Below are 19,183 nucleotides of genomic sequence, written 5' to 3' on the forward strand. Positions count from 1 at the left end.
CGCTTCCGGCATCACGCCGAGAGCCCACCCGCCGGGCCGTTCACCCCGACCGCCACCGCCACCGCCGCGGCGAGCGGGTCGATGCCGGGCTGGTCCAGGTTGCTCACGCTGATCCGTACCGCGGGCGGGGTGGCCAGCCGGTACAGGGAGCCGGGTGCCACGGCGTATCCGGCGTCGCGCAGCGCCGCGACGGTGACCGTCTCGTCGGGAACCGGTACCCAGACGTTGAGTCCGGTGTGGCCGGTGGCGGCGACGCCGCGCGCCGCGAGGGCGGCCAGCAGGGCGCGGCGCCGCCGGTCGTAGCTGGCGCCGGCGGACGCCACCAGCGCGGCGACGGACCGGTCCCGCCACAGCTCGACCACCAGGCGTTGCAGCACGGTGGACACCCAGCCGGCGCCGATCCGGGCGTGCCCGGCGACCCGGGCGACGGTGGTCTCGTCGCCGGCGATCACGGCCAGGCGCAGGTCCGGCCCGTACGGCTTGGAGACCGAGCGGACGAACGCCCAGCGCCGCCCGGTGCCGGCCAGGGTGTGCAGCGCGACGTCGGCCAGTTCGGCGGCGTGGTCGTCCTCGATGAGCAGGGCGTCGGGGTGGGCGCGCAGCACGCGGCGCAGCGCGGCGGCGCGGGTGGCGCCGACGGCGGCGCCGGTGGGGTTGTGCGCGCGGCTGGTGACGATGGCCGCCTGCGCGCCGCCGGCCAGCGCGTGCGCCAGGCCGTCCGGCAGCGGCCCGTCGTCGTCCACCGGTACCGGCACCGGGGTGAGCCCGAGCGCGGCGACCAGGTCGAGCAGGTTGGCCCAGCTCGGATCCTCGACCGCGACCCGGTCGCCGGGGCGCAGGTGGGCGCCGAGCAGCCGCTCGATGCCGTCGAGGGCACCGCCGGAGAGGGTCAGTTGGGCGCGCCCGACCGGCACGCCGTCCGCGGCGAGCCGGCCGCGGGCCAGGTCGAGCAGTTCGGGCAGCGGGCCGGCCGCGGCGTACCCGACCGGCGTGGGCGCCGCCCGGATGAGCCGGCGCAGGGCGCCGTCGAGCCTGGGCACCAGGCGCAGGTCCGGCTCGCCGGTCGCCAGGTCCAGGATCCCCTCGGGTACCGGCGGCTGCCGCATCGCGCGCGGGATGGCGACCGGGGGTCGGTGCCGGACCCGGGTCCCGTTGCGCCCGGCGGTCTCGACCACGCCGCGCTGGCGCAGCGCCTGGTACGCCTTGGCGACGGTGGCCGGGCTGAGCCCCAGGTCGGCGGCGAGCCCCCGCACGGCGGGCAGCGCGGCGCCGGGCGGGAGCGCGCCGGCGCGCACGGCGGACTCGATGCTGGCCGAAATCTCGACCGCGGTAGCACCCCGGATCTGATAACGTACTGCCACAGTTTTCAGATTGTACTAGTACATTGGGGAGGGCGCCATGACCGACACGTACCGGAAGACGGCGCGCACCACCGCGAGCCGGTACCGGGAACGGGTCGGCTACGACCGCGCGGCGGTGCACGCGGTGCTGGACGAGGCGTACGTCTGCCACCTCGGCTTCGTCGTGGACGGCGAGCCGCGGGTACTGCCCACCCTGCACGCCCGGATCGGCGACACCGTGTACGTGCACGGCTCCACCGGCAGCCGGCCACCGCTGGCCGCCCGGTCCACCGAAGGGCTGCCGGTCTGCCTGACCGCGACCCTGCTGGACGGCCTGGTCTACGCCCGCTCCCACTTCAACCACAGCGCGAACTACCGCTCGGTCGTGGCGCACGGCGTCGCCCGGCCGGTGACCGACGAGGCCGAGAAGCGGCGGGCGATGGACGCGCTGGTGGACAAGGTCGGCGCCGGCCGGTCGGCGGACAGCCGCCCGCCGACGAGGAAGGAACTGGCCGAGACGGCCGTGCTGGCGCTGCCGCTCACCGAGGTGTCCGTCAAGTCCCGCAGCGGGCCGGTCGGGGACGATGCCGAGGACCACGCGCTGCCGCACTGGGCCGGTGTCGTCCCGCTGCGCCTGACGCCCGGGATCCCGGAGCCCGACGCCGGGGTGACCGCGCCGGTCCCCGACTACCTCCGCCCGCCCCGCTCCCCCTGGCTGACCCCGGTACCGATGCGCGGCGAGCACGTGATCCTCGAACCGCTCGACCTCGCGCACGCCGGGGCGCTGTTCGCCGCGACGGACGACCCGCTGGTGTGGCGGTACCTGACCCGGCCGCGGCCGGCGTCGGTGGCGGACCTGGCGGCGATCATCGCGGAGGCGCTCGCCGGTCACGCGCGCGGCGAGCGGGTGCCGTGGGTGCAGCGCTCCGCCCGCACCGGAGAGGTCATCGGCACCACGTCGTACTACGCGGTCGACCCGGCGCGGCGGTCGCTGGCCATCGGGTCCACGTTCCTGGGCCGGCCCTGGTGGCGTACCGGGGTGAACACCGAGGCGAAGCGGCTGCTGCTGCGCCGGGCGTTCGAGGATCTCGGCGCGATGCGCGTCGAGTGGCACACGGACATCCGCAACGACCGGTCGCAGCGCGCCGTCGAGCGCCTCGGCGCGACCCGGGAGGGCGTGCTCCGCGCCGACCGCCAGCGCCCCGACGGCAGCTGGCGGGACACGGTCCTGTACTCGATGACCGCGGACGAGTGGCCCGCGTCGCCGGTGGCGGTGACCGCCTGATGGGCGTCACCGACCTCGGGGCGTACGTGCTGGGCACCATCGCGATCGTCCTGCTGCCCGGCCCGAACTCGCTGTTCGTGCTCTCCACCGCCGCCCGGCGCGGGGTGCGCGCCGGGTACCGGGCGGCGGCCGGCGTGTTCCTGGGCGACGCCGTGCTGATGCTGCTGACCGCGGGCGGGGTGGCGTCGCTGCTGCGCGCGTACCCGCCGCTGTTCCTGGTGGTCAAATACGCCGGCGCGCTCTACCTCGGGTACCTCGGGGTGACGATGCTGGTCGGCGCGGGGCGGCGGTGGCGCCGCGGGGCGTCCACCTCGGCCGCGCCCGCGCCGAGCGCGGCCGACCTGCGCAGTCCGTTCCGGCGGGCGCTCGTGCTGAGCCTGCTGAACCCGAAGGCGATCCTGTTCTACGTCTCGTTCTTCATCCAGTTCGTCGACCCGGCCTACCGGTACCCGGCGCTGGCGTTCCTGGTGCTGGGCGCGATCCTCCAGGCGGTGAGCGCGATCTACCTGAGCACGCTCATCTTCACCGGGACGTACCTGGCGACCCAGTTCCGGCGGCGCCACCGGCTCGCGGCCGGTGGCACCACCCTGGTCGGCGCGGTCTTCCTGGCGTTCGGGCTGAAGTTGGCGACGGCGTCGCTTTAACTCGGCGCCCCGAACCAGCGGGCCAGCGCCTCCCGCAGCCCGCCCTCGTCCGGGTGCTCGGAGGTGGCCGCCCAGGCGACGAAGCAGTCCGGGCGCAGCAGCAGGGCGCCCGGCATCGACGCGCCGACCACGTCGACCCGGTCCCGCCACGGCTTCGCCACTGTGGCCAGTGCGCCGGTGCCGTCCAGGAGCAGCGGCCGGGCGGCGCGGGTCAACTCGGCCAGGCGCACCGGCCCGGAGTCCGTGTGCAGGGTCCGGTCCTCGGCCCAGCAGCCCACCGGCGGCCCGCCCGGCCGGCCCATGTCGTACCGGATGTCCGCCCCGGCCAGGAGCGCGGCCACGTGCCCGGCGTTGTCGGGCGCGGCGAGGAACTCGGCGACCAGGGCCCGCAGCGCCGTGACGTCGTCGCCGGGCGCGATCAGCGCCGCCTGCGCCCGGGTCGACAGGATGACCCGCTCCGCGGCCGGGCGCCGCTCGGTCTCGTAGGAGTCCAGCAGTCCCGCGGGCGCCCACCCGCGCACCTGCGCCGCGAGCTTCCAGCCCAGGTTGATGGCGTCCTGGAGGCCCAGGTTCAGGCCGGGGCCGCCGATCGCGGAGTGGACGTGCGCGGCGTCGCCGAGCAACAGCACCCGCCCGTCGCGGTACCGGTCGGCGAGGCGGGTGTTGCCGCCGGTCAGGCGGCGCAGCAAATGCGGGCCGTCACCCTCGGGCGGTGAGAGCGGCACGCCGGCGCCGAGCACCCGCGTCACGCTGGCGCTCATCTCGGCCAGGGTCAGCGGCTCGCCCGGCGTTTCCGGGCCGGTCCACTCCGTGGTGCTCAGCATCGCCGGCCGGCCCGGGAACAGGGCCCAGGCGATGAGTCCGTGGTCCGTGCGGGTGTGCTGGAACGGCGGGATGGTCCCGTAACCGGGAACCACGAGCGCGCCGGTCCGCCCGTCGATCATCTCGGCCGGAACGCTGACGTGGGCGGTGCGGGAGACCGACCGGTCCGTGGTGACGCCCGGGAAGCCGATGCCGGTCAGCTTGCGCACGGCGCTGTGCCCGCCGTCGGCGCCGACCAGGTACCGCGTGGTCATCTCCGCGCCGCCGGCCAGTGTCACGCGCACCGCGTCGGCGTTCTGGGCGAGGCCGGTCACCTCGTGGCCGCGGCGCACCTCCACGCCGAGTTCGGTGGCCCGCTCCGCGAGGACCTGCTCCAGGCGCCGCTGCGGCACCGGCAGCGTGTAGAGCGGGTTGTCCGGCACGGCGCGCAGGTCCAGCGGCATCGCGCCGAACACATAGGACGGTTGTGGGTGCGGCGGCGCGGGGTCGCCGGTGACCCGTTCGTACAGGCCGCGCCGATCGAGCGCGCGGACCACCTGGCCGACCAGGCCGTTGGCGCGCTGCTGCTCGCCCGGTTCGGCCAACCGTTCGAGGACGACCGGCCGCACGCCGGCCAGGGCCAGTTCGCAGGCGAGCATGAGCCCGTTCGGGCCGGCGCCGACGATCACGACGTCGGACATGATGGAAGCTCCTTTCACGGGCGGCCGGTATCGCCCGGCGGCGCCGGGTCGCGGCGCCGGGTCGGTTCGGTGCGGCTGCGGTTACGGAGTGGGAAGGCCCGCGGCGATCCGCGCCAGGGCCTCGGCGAGCAGACGATCGACCGGCACGCCCGGCCCGGCGCGCAGGAAGTGCTGGGTGACGACGCTGACGGCGGCGCCGACGGCGGCCGCCACCAGGTGCGGGTACATGTCGCGGTCGAGGTCGGTACCGGTGCGCTCGGCAACGGCGGCGGCCAGGTCCGCCTGGGCGACCGCGCCGGCGCGCAGCAGTTCGCCCTGCAGCGCCGGTTCGGCGAGCATCGCCCGCAGGCCGCTCGCCCAGCCGGCGGGGCTGGTCTCCGGCGATCGCCCGACGCCGGGTTCGGGCGCGAACTGCTCCTGGACCGCCGCCCCGATGGCCGTCCACAGTGGCTCCTGACTCGGCCGGGCCCGCAGCGCCCGCGCCACCCGCCGGCTGCGGTCGAGGTGCCGGGAGACGATGGCCTCGGCCTTGCTGGCGAAGTAGTTGTTGAACGTGCGCGGGGAGACGCTCGCCGCCTCGGCGATGTCCTCCACCTTGACGGCCTCGAACCCCCGCTCCACGGTGAGGCGGATGGCGGCCCAGCTCAGCGCCGCCCGGGTCGCCGCCTTCTTGCGCTCCCGCAGTCCGCTCACGCCACCACTGTGGCACAAAACCTGCGGGGTACGCAAATATGCGCGCCCCGCAACTTCTCCGCCGGCTCAGACCGGCTGGGCGGCCGGGTCCACGAGCAGGTCGGTGCGGCCCAGGTCGGCGGCGACGCCGTTGACCACCCGGACGTCGTCGGCCAGCCCGCGTCCCGGCGGCCGGGCCCGGCGGGCGGACCGGCCCAGCACGAAGTAGTGCACGGCGGCCCGGACCCGGGCGCGGTCCGCGGCGCTCGCCCGCGTGGTCGCGATGATCAGTTCCCGGAGCGTCTCGGCGAGCCGCCCGGCGAGCCGCAGGTTGACCGGCTCCCGCCCGGCGGCGAGCATGGCCAGCCGGCCGTCGACCCGGGCGATCAGCGCCTCCGAGTCGCGCCGGAAGTCGTCGCACGGCAGGGGCCTGTACACCGCGGTCATTCCGCTCCTCCTCCACCCACCATCGCCGCGGGCCCACCCCGCGCGTCGCGCACCTTCGGCCCCGGGCGGCACTTTCGTCCCGGGGGAACCGCTCTATCTGCCCTAGTGGCGGCAAGGCGCCGCAAAACGGACTCCTCGCCAGTGTCGCCGTTGTCGTACCCGTGCGGGAGCATGGTGAACGTGGACGACACGGTGGAGGGATTCGGCGCCGCTACCAGGGCCTGGTTCGGCGCCGCCTTCGCCGCGCCCACCCCCGCCCAGCGGGGCGCCTGGCGCGCGATCGCCGCCGGCCGGCACGCGCTCGTGGTTGCGCCGACCGGGTCCGGCAAGACCCTGGCGGCGTTCCTCTGGTCGCTCGACCGGCTGGCCGGCCAGGGCCCGCCGGCCGAGGCCCAGCACCGCTGCCGGGTGCTCTACGTCAGCCCGCTCAAGGCCCTCGCGGTGGACGTCGAGCGCAACCTGCGGGCCCCGCTGGCCGGCATCCGGCAGGCCGCCGCGCGGATCGGCGCGCCGATGCCCGAGATCACCGTCGGCATGCGCACCGGCGACACCCCGGCCCAGGAGCGCCGGGCGTTCGCCCGCACCCCGCCGGACATCCTCATCACCACCCCGGAGTCGCTGTTCCTGCTGCTCACCTCGCAGGCACGGGAGTCGTTGCGCGGCGTGGAGACGGTCATCGTGGACGAGGTGCACGCCGTCGCCGCGACCAAGCGCGGCGCGCACCTGGCGCTGTCCCTGGAGCGGCTGGACGCGCTGCTGCCCCGGCCGGCGCAGCGGATCGGGCTGTCCGCCACGGTCCGGCCGACCGACGAGGTGGCCCGCTTCCTGGGCGGCGCCCGGCCCGTCGAGGTGGTCCAGCCGCCGACGGCGAAGACCATCGAGGTCAGCGTCCAGGTGCCGGTGGAGGACATGACCCGCCTGGACGAGCGGAACGACTTCGCCGACCCGGGCGATGCCGGGGGGTTCGGGGAGGTCCCCCGGCGCACCCCGTCCATCTGGCCGGCGGTGGAGGAGCGGGTGCTGGATCTGATCCAGGCGCACCGGTCCACGATCGTGTTCACCAACTCCCGGCGCGGCGCGGAGCGGCTCTGCGCCCGGCTGAACGAACTGGCCCTGGAGCGCGCCGAGCAGCAGCCGCCACCCCCGCCGAAGGGTCCGCCGAAGAACGGGCTGCCGGCGGAGATCATGGCGCAGTCCGGCCAGGCCGGCGGGGCGCCGCCGGTGATCGCCCGGGCCCACCACGGCAGCGTCTCCCGGGAGGAGCGCAAGCACATCGAGGAGTCGCTCAAGAGCGGCCGGCTGCCCGCCGTGGTCGCCACGTCCAGCCTGGAGTTGGGCATCGACATGGGCGCGGTGGAGCTCGTGGTCCAGGTGGAGGCGCCGCCGAGCGTGGCCTCCGGCCTCCAGCGGGTCGGCCGGGCCGGGCACCAGGTGGGCGCCGTCTCCCGCGGCGTGGTGTTCCCCAAGCACCGGGGGGACCTCGTGTCCTGCGCCGTCGTCGCCCAGCGGATGGGCGACGGGGCGATCGAGCAGCTGCGGTACCCGCGCAACCCGCTGGACGTGCTGGCCCAGCAGGTCGTCGCCGCCGTCGCCATGGAGGAGTGGGGCGTGGGCGACCTGGCGGCGCTGGTGCGCCGGGCCGCGCCGTTCGCCGAGTTGCCCGAGTCCGCCCTGCACGCGGTGCTCGACATGCTCTCCGGGCGCTACCCGTCGACCGCCTTCGCCGAACTGCGCCCCCGCCTGGTCTGGGACCGGGTCGACGACCGGCTCACCGCCCGCCCCGGCGCCCAGCGCCTCGCCGTGACCAGCGGCGGCACCATCCCGGACCGGGGACTGTTCGGCGTCTTCCTGGCCGGCGCCGAGCGGGCCGCCCGGGTCGGCGAACTGGACGAGGAGATGGTCTACGAGTCCCGGGTGGGCGACGTGTTCCTGCTCGGCTCCACGTCCTGGCGCATCGAGGACATCACGCCGGACCGGGTGCTGGTCTCGCCCGCCCCGGGCGCGGCGGCGCGGATGCCGTTCTGGAAGGGCGACTCGCTGGGCCGCCCGGTGGAGTTGGGCAAGGCGATCGGCGGGCGCATCCGCGCGCTGACCCGGGTGGGCGACGAGGCGGCCGTCGAGCACCTGCGCGCCGGCGGGCTGGACGACTGGGCCGCCGGCAACCTGGTGGCGTACCTGCGCGACCAGCGCGAGGCGACCCGGCAGCTACCGGACGACCGCACGGTGCTCGTCGAGCGCTTCCGCGACGAGCTGGGCGACTGGCGGCTGGCCGTGCACTGCGTGCTCGGCGCGAGGGTGAACGCGCCCTGGGCGCTGGCGATCGGCCGCCGGCTCGCCGGGCGGTACGGGATGGACGCGCAGGTCATGCCGTCCGACGACGGGATCGTGGTGCGGCTGCCCGACATGGCCGACGAGCCGCCCGGCGCCGACCTGGTGGCGTTCGACCCGGAGGAGATCGCCCAGCTCGTCGAGGAGTCGGTGGGCACCTCGGCGCTGTTCGCGTCCCGGTTCCGGGAGTGCGCCGCCCGCGCCCTGCTGCTGCCCCGCCGCGACCCGCGCCGCCGCCAGCCGCTGTGGCAGCAGCGCCAACGCGCCGCCCAACTGCTCGACGTGGCCCGCGAGTTCGCCGACTTCCCGATCACCCTGGAGGCGGCCCGCGAGTGCCTCCAGGACGTGTTCGACGTGCCCGGCCTGGTCCAGCTCATGCGGGAGTTGTCCGGCCGCGGGCTCCGCCTGGTGGAGGTGGAGACGCCCCGGCCGTCGCCGTTCGCCCGGTCGCTGCTGTTCGGGTATGTGGGGGCTTTCCTCTACGAGGGGGACGCGCCGCTGGCCGAGCGCCGGGCCGCCGCCCTGGCGCTGGATTCCACCCTGCTCGGCGAGCTGCTCGGCCGGGTGGACCTGCGCGAACTGCTCGACCCGGGGGTCGTGGCCGAGACCGAGGCGGCCCTGCGGTGGCGCACCGAGCAGCGCCGCCCCCGCGACCCGGAGGACGTGGCCGAACTGCTGCGCGTGCTCGGCGACCTGTCCGAGGCGGAACTGGCGGAGCGCGGCGTGCCCGCCGAATGGCCCCGCGCCCTGGCGGCCGCCAAGCGGGCCATCCGGGTGCGGATCGCCGGCGAGGAGCGCTGGATCGGTGTGGAGGACGCCGGCCGGGTGCGCGACGCGCTCGGCGTCGCCCTGCCGGTCGGCGTCGCGACCGCGTTCACCGAGCCGGTGGCCGACCCGCTCGGCGACCTCATCGCCCGGTACGCCCGCACCCACGGCCCGTTCCCGGCGGCCGCCGCCGCGGCCCGGTTCGGCCTCGGCGTGTTCGTGGTGGAGCAGGCGCTGCGCCGGCTCGCCGCCACCGGCCGGGTGGTCTCCGGCGAGTTCTCCCCGGGCGGCGCCGGTACCGAGTGGTGCGATTCGGAGGTGCTGCGCATGCTGCGCCGCCGGTCGCTGGCCGCGCTGCGCCGCGAGATCGAGCCCGTGCCGCCCCGGGCGCTGGCCACGTTCCTGCCCCGGTGGCAGCACCTCGGCTCGTCGGCCCGCGGGGTCGAGGCGGTCGCCGCGGCCGTCGAGCAGCTTCAGGGGGTCGCGGTGCCGGCGTCCGCGCTGGAGCGGCTGGTCCTGCCCGGCCGGGTGGCCGACTACACCCCCGCGTACCTGGATGAGCTGTGCGCCAGCGGCGAGGTGGTCTGGGCCGGCTCCGGCGCGATCGCCGGCGGGGACGGCTGGGTCACGCTCGCCTACGCGGAGGCCGCGCCGCTGCTGCTCCCGCCGGTGCACGACGGGCTGGCGCCGACCCCGCTGCACGAGGCGATCCTGGCGGCACTCGACGACGGGCAGGCGCTGTTCTTCCGGGCGCTGTCCGACCGTGTCGGCGCCCGGCTCGGCGCCACCGACGACCAGGCGCTGGTCGCCGCCCTCTGGGATCTGGTCTGGGCCGGCTGGCTGTCCAACGACACCCTCGCCCCGCTGCGCGCGACGCTGTCCGGGGCCGGCGCCCACCGCACCAGGGCGGCGCCCGGCCGCACCCGGTACCGCCGGCCCGGTTCGCTGGGCCGCCCGGCGATGCCCGGCCGCACCGGCCCGCCCATCGCCGCCGGCCGCTGGCACCGCCTCCCCGAGCGGGATCTCGACCCGACCCGGCGCGCCGCCACGCTCGCCGACGCGCTGCTGGAGCGGCACGGCGTGGTGACCCGGGGGGCGGTCGCCGCGGAGGGCGTCACCGGCGGCTTCGCCGCCGTGTATCCGGTGCTCGCGGCGCTGGAGGAGCGGGGCGCCACCCGGCGCGGCTACTTCGTGGAGGGGCTCGGCGCCGCCCAGTTCGCCGTGCCGGGAGCCGTGGACCGGCTGCGCGCCCTGGCCGAGGGCGCCGACGAGGCCCGCCGATCCGGCGTCGGCTCCGCCCTGGTCCTGGCGGCCACCGACCCGGCGAACCCGTACGGGGCCGCCCTCCCGTGGCCCGAGCGGGTGGTCGACGCGGGCGACGACACCGCCGCGCCCACCGCCGCCACCGGCCACCGGGCCGGGCGCAAGGCGGGCGCCCTGGTCGTCCTGGTCGCCGGCGACCTCGCCCTGTACGTGGAGCGCGGCGGCCGCACCCTGCTGTCCTACACGGACGATCCCGAGGCGCTGGCCGGGGCCGCGAAGGCGCTCGCCGACGCGGTGCACTCGGGCGCGCTCGGCGCGCTGTCGGTCGAGCGCGCGGACGGCGGCGCGGTTCGCTCCTCGCCGCTGCGCGACGCGCTCACCGCCGCCGGCTTCCGCGCCACCCCGCGCGGCCTGCGTTTACGCGGCTGACCCCGGCTCCACGCCCGCACCGCCGGCGACCGTGGGCTGATGGGCGCACCCGCCGGCCGGCGGCAGCCAAGGTCGCCGGGCGGGCGGCGCATCAGCTGAACCTGTTGAGGGCGCTGCGACGGTTCTGGCCGGCGGAGGATTCGCCCAGGGCCCGCCGGATCGCCTCCTGCTCCTGCTCCCGGCGTGCCGCAGGGTTCCGCAGGGTCAGCACGAAGCCGCGGACCATCCGGTCCTGGCGCAGGTCGCGGCAGATGACCTCGACCGGGACCCGGTCGCCGCCCCGCCCGCGCAGCGTCCAGTCGTCGCGGACCCCGCCGGGGTCCGATGCCGCCCGGGAGCGGTCCAGGGTGCACCCCGGCTGGTCCTGCTCGTCGGGGTGGACGATGTCGCGCAGCGTCGCGAAGGCCGGCGCGGCGACCCCGAGCAGCGTGGCCAGCGACGGGCTGGCGTACCGGATCCGACCGTCTTCGTCGGCGATCAGCACCGCGTCGGCCGTGTTCTGCACGATCGTGCGCACGTACCGGTCGCCGTCCCGCCGGTTCACCTCGTCGGTCAGGGCGATGCGCTCCAACGCGAGGGTCGCCTGCGCGGCCAGCACCTCGATCGAGTCCTGAAGGGCGGCGAGCAGGCGCTCCTGGGCGGCCACGAACAGCGCACCGAGCCGACGGTCGCCACCGCTGCGCCCGTCCAGCACCAGCGGGCAGACCAGGGTGGCGGCGAAGTGGCCCAACTGGTCCCGCAGCGCGGGGTGCAGGGCGCGGGCCGGGAGCACCCGGGTCCGCCGGGCCAGCGCGGTCGGCGGCGCGGGGTAGGCCGCCGGCAGGGCCGGGCCCCACACGCTCATCCCCGCGGTGGGGAGGCCGCCGGTGTGGCTCGCCGCGAAGACGACCCGGTACTCCGCCGCCGGAGGCATCAGGTCGCCCACCGCCCGCCGCACCGCCGCACCGACCGCGGCCGCGTCCGCCGCGCCGACCAGTTCCGCGCACGCCTGCCGCAGCGCCAGTTCGCGCCCGGTCGCCCGGCGGTGCCGTTCGACCATGTCGCCGAGCCGGGTCGCCACCAGCACCAGCATCAGCATGCCCGCGATCGCGATCACCAGGCCGTCGCGGACCGGGCCGGCCAGCGCCTCCACCAGCAACAGACCCGGGGGTACCAGCAGCGCCAGCGCCAGCGCCACGGGCGGGCGCCCGTGGTCCGCGCGGGACGGCGCCGGTACCGGCTCGGTCAGCTCCTGCATGGACGGTTGCAGCGCGGCCAGCCCCCAGCACCCGTAGAACAGCAGGTAGCCCAGTTCCGCCGGGTTCCCCGGGCGCCAGCCGGAGCCGGCCAGGTCGTTCGTGTAGACCACGTCGGCGACGAACCCCGCCAGCGCGCCGGCCGCCAGCAGCAGCACCGCCGGGTTCCGGGGCGCCGTGGTGACCAGCCGGCCCGCCGTGACGACCAGCAGCAGCCCGCCCATCGCGAACACGGCGGCGGCCGAGCGGTCCACCGCGTCCAGGCCCGGCTGGGCCACGATCGGCCCGATCAGCACCACCCACGCGATCAGCGCGCCACCGCAGACCATCACCAGCAGGTCCAGCAGGCGGCCCCGGTCGCGCAGCACCACGCTGGCCCGGGTCAGCATCACCAGCCCGGCGATCACGAGCGGGAACATCGCCAGATAGCACAGGTCCGCCGCCAGCGGGGCGGCCAGCGACCGCCCGCGCACGGCGAAGCCGTAGAGCGCGTCGCCGGTCGCCATCGCCAGCACCGCGCCGGCCACGAGCAACCACGGCAGCCGCCGCCGCGGGCGGTGCCGGTACCCGCCGTACCCCATGGCCGCCACCGTGAGCAGCCCGATCACCGCCCACGCGGCACCCGACCACCCCGGCAGCGCGAACACGACGGCCGCGCCCAGCGCCACGAGCGTCGCGTAGCCGGCCCCGATCCGGACCACCCGGCCTCCCCCGATCCGTCCTGCGTCCGGTCTATCAATTGGCGCCCGGTTTGCCTACCGCCCCCATGCACCCGCTCCGGCGACCTTGGAAGCGAAGTGTCCGGTTCGGCGAGGATCAGGGCGTTTGTCACCCACCACGGGTCCACATTGGCGGGCCGGCGGCGCGGGCGGACGGCAGCGTAACGGGGCGGGGAGAGATCAGGCGAACCGGGGGACGACCTCGGCCGCGATCAGGTCCAGGTGATCCAGGTCGGAGAGGTCCAGGATCTGGAGGAACAGCCGCTGGACGCCGGCCTCGGCGTACGCGCCGATGGCGTCCACGACCTGGGAGACCGTGCCGGACAGCGGCGGGGTCTGGCCGATGGCCTCGGTGCGGCGGCGGGCCTCGGCCTCGGTGCGGCCGATGGCCACGGTCTGGGCGGCGGAGAGGACCAGCGGGTCGCGGCCGGGCTCGCGCACCGACGCGGCGATCGCGCGGACCCGCTCGAGGACGGCGGCCGTCTCGGTGACCGGCGCGAACGGGACGTTGAACTCGTCGGCGTAGCGGGCGGCCAGATCCGGGGTCCGGCGGGGGCCGCGGCCGCCGACGATGACCGGCGGGCCGCCGGGCTGGCTCGGCTTGGGCAGCGCGGGCGAGTCGACCAGTTCGTAATGCTTGCCGCGGAACGTGTACGCGGAGCCCACCGGTGTCCGCCACAGGCCGGTGACGATCTCCAGCTGCTCGGTGAGCCGGTCGAACCGCTCGGCGAGCGGCGGGAACGGGATCCCGTACGCCGTGTGCTCGGCCTCGAACCAGCCGCTGCCGAGGCCCAGTTCGAGCCGGCCGCCGCTCATCTGGTCCACCTGGGCGGCGCTGATGGCCAGCGGCCCGGGCAGCCGGAACGTGGCCGAGCTGACCAGCGTGCCGAGCCGGATGCGGCTCGTCTGCACGGCGAGCGCGCCGAGGCTGACCCACGAGTCGGTGGGGCCGGGCAGGCCGGCACCGTGGATACCCAGGTAGTGGTCGGAGCGGAAGAACGCCTCGAACCCCAGTTCCTCGGCGTGCCGGGCGACCCGCAGCAGGTCGTCGTGCGTGGCACCCTCTTGAGGCTCGGTGAAGACACACCATCGCATGGGGCAAGGTTGTCACGTGGATCAGCTGATCGTGCGGGAAGCCACCAAGGGGGATGCGCCGGCCGTCCGGGCGGTCCGCGCCACCGCCGAGGGCGGAGACGGGTACGACCTGCCCACCCTGATCGCCACCGGTGCCGACGGCGCGGTACGCGGCGCGCTCGCGTACCGGATCGCCGGCGACGGGCTGGAGGTGGTCAGCATCTCGGCGGCCGAACCCGGCGGCGGCGTGCGGACGAGGCTGCTGGACGCGGCGACGGACCTGGCCCGCGAGCGCGGCCTGCCCCGGCTGTGGCTGGCCACCCAGGGGCGCCGGGCCGGCGGGCGCAACGCCTATGTGGACTTCCTGCGCGCGGCCAGCCTGATCGTGGTGGTGCTCTGGCACTGGGCGTTCACGCTGCTGACCTGGGGTCCGGACGGGCCGCACGCCACCAGCCCGCTCGGCTTCGTGCGCGGCTTCTGGCTGGTGACGTGGCTGTTCCAGGTCATGCCGCTGTTCTTCTATATCGGCGGCTACGTGCACCTGCGGTCGTGGGAACGGGCGCACGCGCGGGGCGTGCCGCTCGGCGGGTTCGTGTGGCGGCGGGTCCGCCAGCTCGCCGTGCCGGCGGCGGTCCTGCTCGCGGTGTGGGCGGCGGTCGGCGCCTTCGCCGCCTGGTACTTCGACTGGGCCGGCATGGGGCGGACCGTCAAGCTCATCGTCAGTCCACTGTGGTTTCTCGCGGTGTACCTGATGCTCATCGCGCTGCTGCCCGCGGCGCTGTGGCTGCACCGCCGGTACGGGCTGCTGGTGCTGGTCTGGCTCGGCGGCGGGGCGATGCTGGTCGACCTGCTGCGGTTCCGGTACGGCGCGGGCTGGGTCGGCTGGGTGAACATGGTGCTGGTCTGGGGCCTGGCGCACCAGGCGGGATTCTTCTACGACCGGGTGGTGAGCGCGGCCCGGCGCACCGACTGGGCCCTGCTGTGGACCGGCCTGTTCGGCCTCTGCGGCCTGGTCTTCTCCGGCCTGTACCCGGGCTCGATGGTGGGCGTGCCCGGCGAGCGCTTCTCCAACATGGCGCCGCCGACGTTCGTCATCGTGTCCCTGCTGCTGTTCCAGATCGGCGTGGTGGAGGTGCTGCGCCCCACGATGGAGCGGGTGCTCACCGGCCGCCGGTGGCGCGCGGCCAACCAGGCGGTCAACCGGTACGCGCTGCCGCTGTTCCTGTTCCACGGCACCGGCATGGCGGTCGCGCTGTTCGCCGCGTGGCGGCTCTTCGGGTACCAGCTGCCGGCGCACTCCGTGCCGGACTTCACCTGGTGGCTGTGGCGGCCACTGGCGGTGCTCGGCCCGCTGGTGTGCACCCTGCCGTTCCTGTTCCTGTTCGCCCGCCGGCCGCCGTCCCGACCGTGAGCCGCCGGGCGCCGTCCCGACCGTGAGCCGCCGGGCGGTCGGGCACCTTCCCGGACCGTGACCCGCCGGGCGGTCGGGCACCTTCGCGAGCCTGATCCGGGCGGCAGGCGATACGGTGCTCGCATGGCGGGCTACGAGTGGATCAGCCTCACCACCGACTACGGCCTCTCGGACGGCTTCGTGGCGTCCTGCCACGGCGTCATCGCCCGGCTCGCGCCGACCGTCCGGGTCATCGACGTGACCCACACGGTGGCCCCCGGCGACGTGCCGCGCGCCGCCGCGGTGCTGGCGCAGACCGTGCCGCACCTGCCGCCGGCGGTGCACGTCGCGGTCGTGGACCCGGGGGTGGGTACCGCCCGGCGCGGGCTGGCCATCCAGACCCCCGGCGGAGTCCTCGTCGGCCCGGACAACGGCCTGCTGCCCTGGGCGGCGGAGGCGCTGGGCGGTGCCACCCGCGCGGTCGAACTGGCCAACCCGCAGTGGTACGCGGCGGCGGTCTCCCGCACGTTCCACGGCCGGGATATCTTCGCCCCCGCCGCGGCGCGGATCGCCTTCGGCACCGATCTGGCCGAGGCCGGCCCGCCCGTGGAACTGGCCACCCTGGTCCGGCTGCCGGAGCCGGTGATGCTGGCCGGCGACGGCTGGCTGGAGGCCGAGGTCCTCACCGTGGACCGGTTCGGCAACGTCCAACTGGCGGCGCCGGGGGAGGCGCTGGCCGCCCTCGGCGACCGGCTCACGGTCGGCGGGGTCCACGCGGTCCGCGGCGCCACGTTCGCCGACGCGCCCCCGGGCGGCCTGGTCGTCTACGCCGACTCCGCGGACCGGATCGCGGTCGCCGTCGACGGCGGCCGGGCGGTCGTGGTGCTCGCCGTCGCGCCCGGCGACATCCTGCGCATCGAGACCACCTCCTGACCCACCCGCCGCGAGGACGGGCTGCACACGACGGCGGGGCGCGGCAGGATGGGTGCGTGCCCGAAGGCGACACCGTCTGGAACACCGCCCGCGCGCTGCACCGCGCCCTGGCGGGCGGCCGGCTGACCGCGACCGACTTCCGGGTGCCGCGGTTGGCCACCCAGTCGCTGGTCGGCTGGACCGTGCTGGAGTCCGCGAGCCGCGGCAAGCACCTGCTGCTGCGCATGCGGGAGCCGACGGGGCGCAACCACCTGACGCTGCACTCGCACCTGCGGATGGACGGCGCCTGGCGGGCGTACGCGCCGGGCGACCGGTGGGCGGCCAAGCCGGCCCACCTGATCCGGGTCGTGCTGCGCACCGCCGACGCCGTGGCGGTCGGATACCACCTGCACGAAGTGCAGCTTGTGCCGACCCTGTACGAGGGGCGGCTCGTCGGGCACCTCGGTCCGGACCTGCTCGGCGCGGGCTGGGATCCGGCCGAGGCGGTGCGCCGCCTGGCCGCGCAGCCGGAGCGGCCGGTCGCGGAGGCGCTGCTGGACCAGCGGAACCTGGCCGGCGTCGGCAACCTGTACAAGTGCGAGGTGTTGTTCCTGCGCGGCGTCTGGCCGTGGACGCCGGTGGGCCAGGTACCGGAGCTGCCCGCCGTGGTCGACCTGGCCCACCGGCTACTCGCCTCGAACCGGGGGCGGTGGCTACAGACCACCACGGGCTCGCTGCGCAAGGCGGAGGCGAACTACGTGTACGGCCGGCGCGGGCAGCCGTGCCGGCGGTGCGGCACACCGGTCCGCAAGCACGAGGCCGACGCGGAGCGGGTCACGTACTGGTGTCCGCGCTGCCAGCCCCAGCCGCCGGGCTCGCCGCGCTCCCCCGAAACACCGGCCCCTGAGACAGCCGCCCCCGAGGCACCGGCCGCCGAGGCAGCGGCCGGTGAGGCGCCGGACGCGGAGCGGCCGCCGGTCACGGCGTGACGTGCATCGGGACGCTGCCGACGACGACGCCGGGCAGATCCCGCAGCGCGCGCCGCAGCCGCCTCGGCGTCTCGGTGCGCAGCAAGCGCTGCCACCCCGGGGGCACCACGACCTCCGGGAGGAGGACCGTCACGGTGAGATCGGGGCGCAGCGAATGCAGCGCCGCCAGGTAGTGGGCCAGCGGGGGCACGATCGCCCGGTACGGCGACACGATGATCTCCAGGGGCAGGTGGTCGCCCCACGCCTGCCACTGGGACCGGAACCGCTCGTCCTCCTCGTCGTCGGGGCTGATGTGCACGGCGAACGCCGGCTGGTTGAGCGAGGCCACGTACGCCAGCGTGCGCAGCGCCGCCCGGTCCAGCCGGGCCACCGGGACGACGTACAGGTGCCGCACCTGGTCCGGCCGCTCCGGGCTCTCCCCGGCCGGCTCGGTGGGCTGGCGGTGCGACAGCGCCGCGCCGACCCGGTCGTAGTGCCGCCGGATCCGCATCCCCAGCAGCACCATCAGCGGCACGGCGAGGACCACCACCCAGGCGCCGGAGAGGAACTTGGTGGCGGCGGCGGTGACCAGCACGACCCCGGACAGCGCCGCGCCGACCGCGTTGATGGCGAGGCTGTGCCGCCAGCGCCCGGTGCGGTGCCGGCGCCAGTGCACCACCATCCCGGCCTGGGAGAGCGTGAACGCGAGGAAGACGCCCACCGCGTACAGCGGGATCAGCGCCTGGGTACTGGCGCGGAACACGATCACGAGCAGCGCGGCGGCCACGGCCAGGGTGGTGATGCCGTTGCGAAACGCCAGCCGGTCACCCATGCGCAGGAAGCCGCGCGGCGCGTACCCGTCCCGGGCGATGAAGTACAGCACCCGCGGGAAGTCGTTGAACGACGTGTTCGCGGCGAGCAGCAGGATGGCCGCCGTGGCGATCTGGACGAGGTAGTACCAGGGGCCGCTGGGGAAGGCGCGCCGGGCCAGTTGGGACAGCACGGTCTCGTGTGCGCTGGGCGCCACGCCCTCGATGTGCGCGAACACCACCAGCCCGGCGAACAGCGTGACCAGAATGCCGATCATCCAACTCAGCGTGGTGCGGGCCTGCCGCCACTCCGGCGGATGGAACACCGGCACGGCGTTGGAGACGGCCTCGATGCCGGTCATGGACGTGGCGCCGGAGGCGAACGCGCGCAGCACCAGGACCGCGCCGATCCCCGCCATCGCGGATTCGTGCGGCGCGGGGACCGGCGTGAACCCCCGCCCCGCCGCCCGGGCCAACCCGACCACCAGCAGAGCGCCGATGGCCACGAGGAACCCGTACGTGGGCGCGGCGAACAGCTTCCCGGACGCCCGCACCCCGCGCAGGTTGCCGGCGAGCAGCACGGCGATGACCACCAGGGCCATCGGGATGGTCAGCGGCGCCAGCCGCGGCAGCGCGGACGTGACGGCGGCGATGCCGGACGCCACCGACACGGCGACGGTCAGCACGTAGTCCAGCAGCAACCCGACGCCGGCCGCCAGCCCGTACCGGGCACCCAGGTTGTCGCTGGCCACGATGTACGAGCCGGCGCCATGCGGGTAGGCGGCGATGGTCTGCCGGTAGGAGATGCCGACCGAGAGCATGAGGACGACCAGGGCGGCGCCGATCGGCAGCGACAGTCCCAGCGCCCCGGTGCCGGCCAGCACCAGGATGGTGAGCATGGCCTCGGGCCCGTAAGCGACCGAGGAGATCAGGTCGGAGGAGAGGATCGGCAGCGCCACCAGCTTGCGCATCCGCTCCTGGACCACGGCGGCGCTGGTCAGCGGCGGCCCCACGGCGACCCGGCGGACCGCGGCGAGCGACCGGCCGAGCCGGGACTGCGGGCGCCCGGCGCGCTCGGTCGCCGCCAGTTCGCCGGGCGCCTCGGCCCGGAACAGCCGCACCTGGGCGAACCGGTTGAACCGGCTGGCCGTCGGCCGGTCGCTGAACCGGCCGAGCGCCGGGTCGAGGGGCAGGTCGCCGCGGCGGCTGCCCGCCGGGGGCCAGCGCCGGCCGAGATCCCGCAGCGCGTCCAGTTCGGCCGGGTCGAGCGGGGTGTACTCGGCGGACGGGCTGAGCGATACCACCGGGCGGTCGCCCTGATCACCGTCACCCATACCCGCCCATCCCCGGACCGACGACGCCGAAGGTCAGGGGGATCCCGGCTCAGCCCACGGTAGCGGG

The 19,183-nt window shown here is 75.9% G+C and carries 13 protein-coding genes; 6 read left to right on the forward strand and 7 right to left on the reverse strand.

The features are described 5' to 3' along the window. Positions 1–11: 11 nt before the first annotated feature. Complete coding sequence (locus tag KJS59_RS04395; RefSeq protein ID WP_213450976.1) at positions 12–1,361, reverse strand: aminotransferase class I/II-fold pyridoxal phosphate-dependent enzyme; 1,350 nt, start codon at positions 1,359–1,361, stop codon at positions 12–14. A gap of 37 nt (positions 1,362–1,398) precedes the next feature. On the opposite strand from KJS59_RS04395, the gene KJS59_RS04400 reads away from it, so the two are divergent. Beyond that, positions 1,399–2,625 (forward strand): bifunctional pyridoxamine 5'-phosphate oxidase family protein/GNAT family N-acetyltransferase, encoded by a 1,227-nt coding sequence (locus tag KJS59_RS04400; RefSeq protein ID WP_213450977.1) that lies wholly within the window; start codon positions 1,399–1,401, stop codon positions 2,623–2,625. Further along, a complete protein-coding gene (gene leuE / locus KJS59_RS04405; RefSeq protein WP_213450978.1) occupies positions 2,625–3,269 on the forward strand; it encodes a leucine efflux protein LeuE in 645 nt (214 codons plus the stop codon). Before KJS59_RS04400 ends, leuE begins: the two co-directional genes overlap by 1 nt. Here leuE and KJS59_RS04410 read toward each other — a convergent pair. From KJS59_RS04410 to KJS59_RS04420, 3 genes are all read right to left on the reverse strand, one after another. Next, positions 3,266–4,771: an FAD-dependent monooxygenase gene (locus tag KJS59_RS04410; protein ID WP_213450979.1), complete on the reverse strand. Its 1,506-nt coding sequence runs from the start codon at positions 4,769–4,771 to the stop codon at positions 3,266–3,268. The genes leuE and KJS59_RS04410 overlap by 4 nt on opposite strands. Positions 4,772–4,852: 81 nt before the next feature. Then, positions 4,853–5,464, reverse strand: coding sequence for an acyl-CoA-like ligand-binding transcription factor (locus tag KJS59_RS04415; protein ID WP_213450980.1), 612 nt, complete (start codon positions 5,462–5,464; stop codon positions 4,853–4,855). Between the two features lie 66 nt (positions 5,465–5,530). Further along, complete coding sequence (locus tag KJS59_RS04420; protein WP_213450981.1) at positions 5,531–5,890, reverse strand: hypothetical protein; 360 nt, start codon at positions 5,888–5,890, stop codon at positions 5,531–5,533. 180 nt (positions 5,891–6,070) lie between these two features. Between KJS59_RS04420 and KJS59_RS04425 the strand changes: the two genes are divergently transcribed. After that, entirely contained in the window at positions 6,071–10,675 is a 4,605-nt protein-coding gene (locus KJS59_RS04425; RefSeq protein WP_376771119.1) for an ATP-dependent helicase, read from the forward strand. A 91-nt stretch (positions 10,676–10,766) separates the two neighbouring features. Here KJS59_RS04425 and KJS59_RS04430 read toward each other — a convergent pair whose 3' ends face one another. After that, positions 10,767–12,611 carry a PAS domain S-box protein gene (locus tag KJS59_RS04430; protein WP_213450983.1) on the reverse strand — a complete coding sequence of 615 codons (1,845 nt, stop codon included), beginning with the start codon at positions 12,609–12,611 and terminating at the stop codon, positions 10,767–10,769. Positions 12,612–12,809: 198 nt separating this feature from the next. Then, positions 12,810–13,724 (reverse strand): LLM class F420-dependent oxidoreductase, encoded by a 915-nt coding sequence (locus KJS59_RS04435; protein ID WP_213450984.1) that lies wholly within the window; start codon positions 13,722–13,724, stop codon positions 12,810–12,812. A gap of 16 nt (positions 13,725–13,740) precedes the next feature. On the opposite strand from KJS59_RS04435, the gene KJS59_RS04440 reads away from it, so the two are divergent. From KJS59_RS04440 to KJS59_RS04450, 3 genes are all read left to right on the forward strand, one after another. Then, positions 13,741–15,114, forward strand: coding sequence for an acyltransferase family protein (locus KJS59_RS04440; RefSeq protein WP_249713859.1), 1,374 nt, complete (start codon positions 13,741–13,743; stop codon positions 15,112–15,114). A 123-nt stretch (positions 15,115–15,237) separates the two neighbouring features. Beyond that, positions 15,238–16,026, forward strand: a complete 789-nt coding sequence (locus KJS59_RS04445) for an SAM hydrolase/SAM-dependent halogenase family protein (protein ID WP_213450986.1) — start codon at positions 15,238–15,240, stop codon at positions 16,024–16,026. A 56-nt stretch (positions 16,027–16,082) separates the two neighbouring features. Beyond that, entirely contained in the window at positions 16,083–16,994 is a 912-nt protein-coding gene (locus KJS59_RS04450; protein WP_213450987.1) for a DNA-formamidopyrimidine glycosylase family protein, read from the forward strand. Here KJS59_RS04450 and KJS59_RS04455 read toward each other — a convergent pair. After that, positions 16,984–19,116 (reverse strand): APC family permease, encoded by a 2,133-nt coding sequence (locus KJS59_RS04455; RefSeq protein WP_213450988.1) that lies wholly within the window; start codon positions 19,114–19,116, stop codon positions 16,984–16,986. The genes KJS59_RS04450 and KJS59_RS04455 overlap by 11 nt on opposite strands. Positions 19,117–19,183 lie beyond the last annotated feature (67 nt).

It is taken from the genome of Rhizomonospora bruguierae, from assembly GCF_018397995.1.
In the GTDB taxonomy this organism is placed as follows: Bacteria; Actinomycetota; Actinomycetes; order Mycobacteriales; family Micromonosporaceae; genus Rhizomonospora; species Rhizomonospora bruguierae.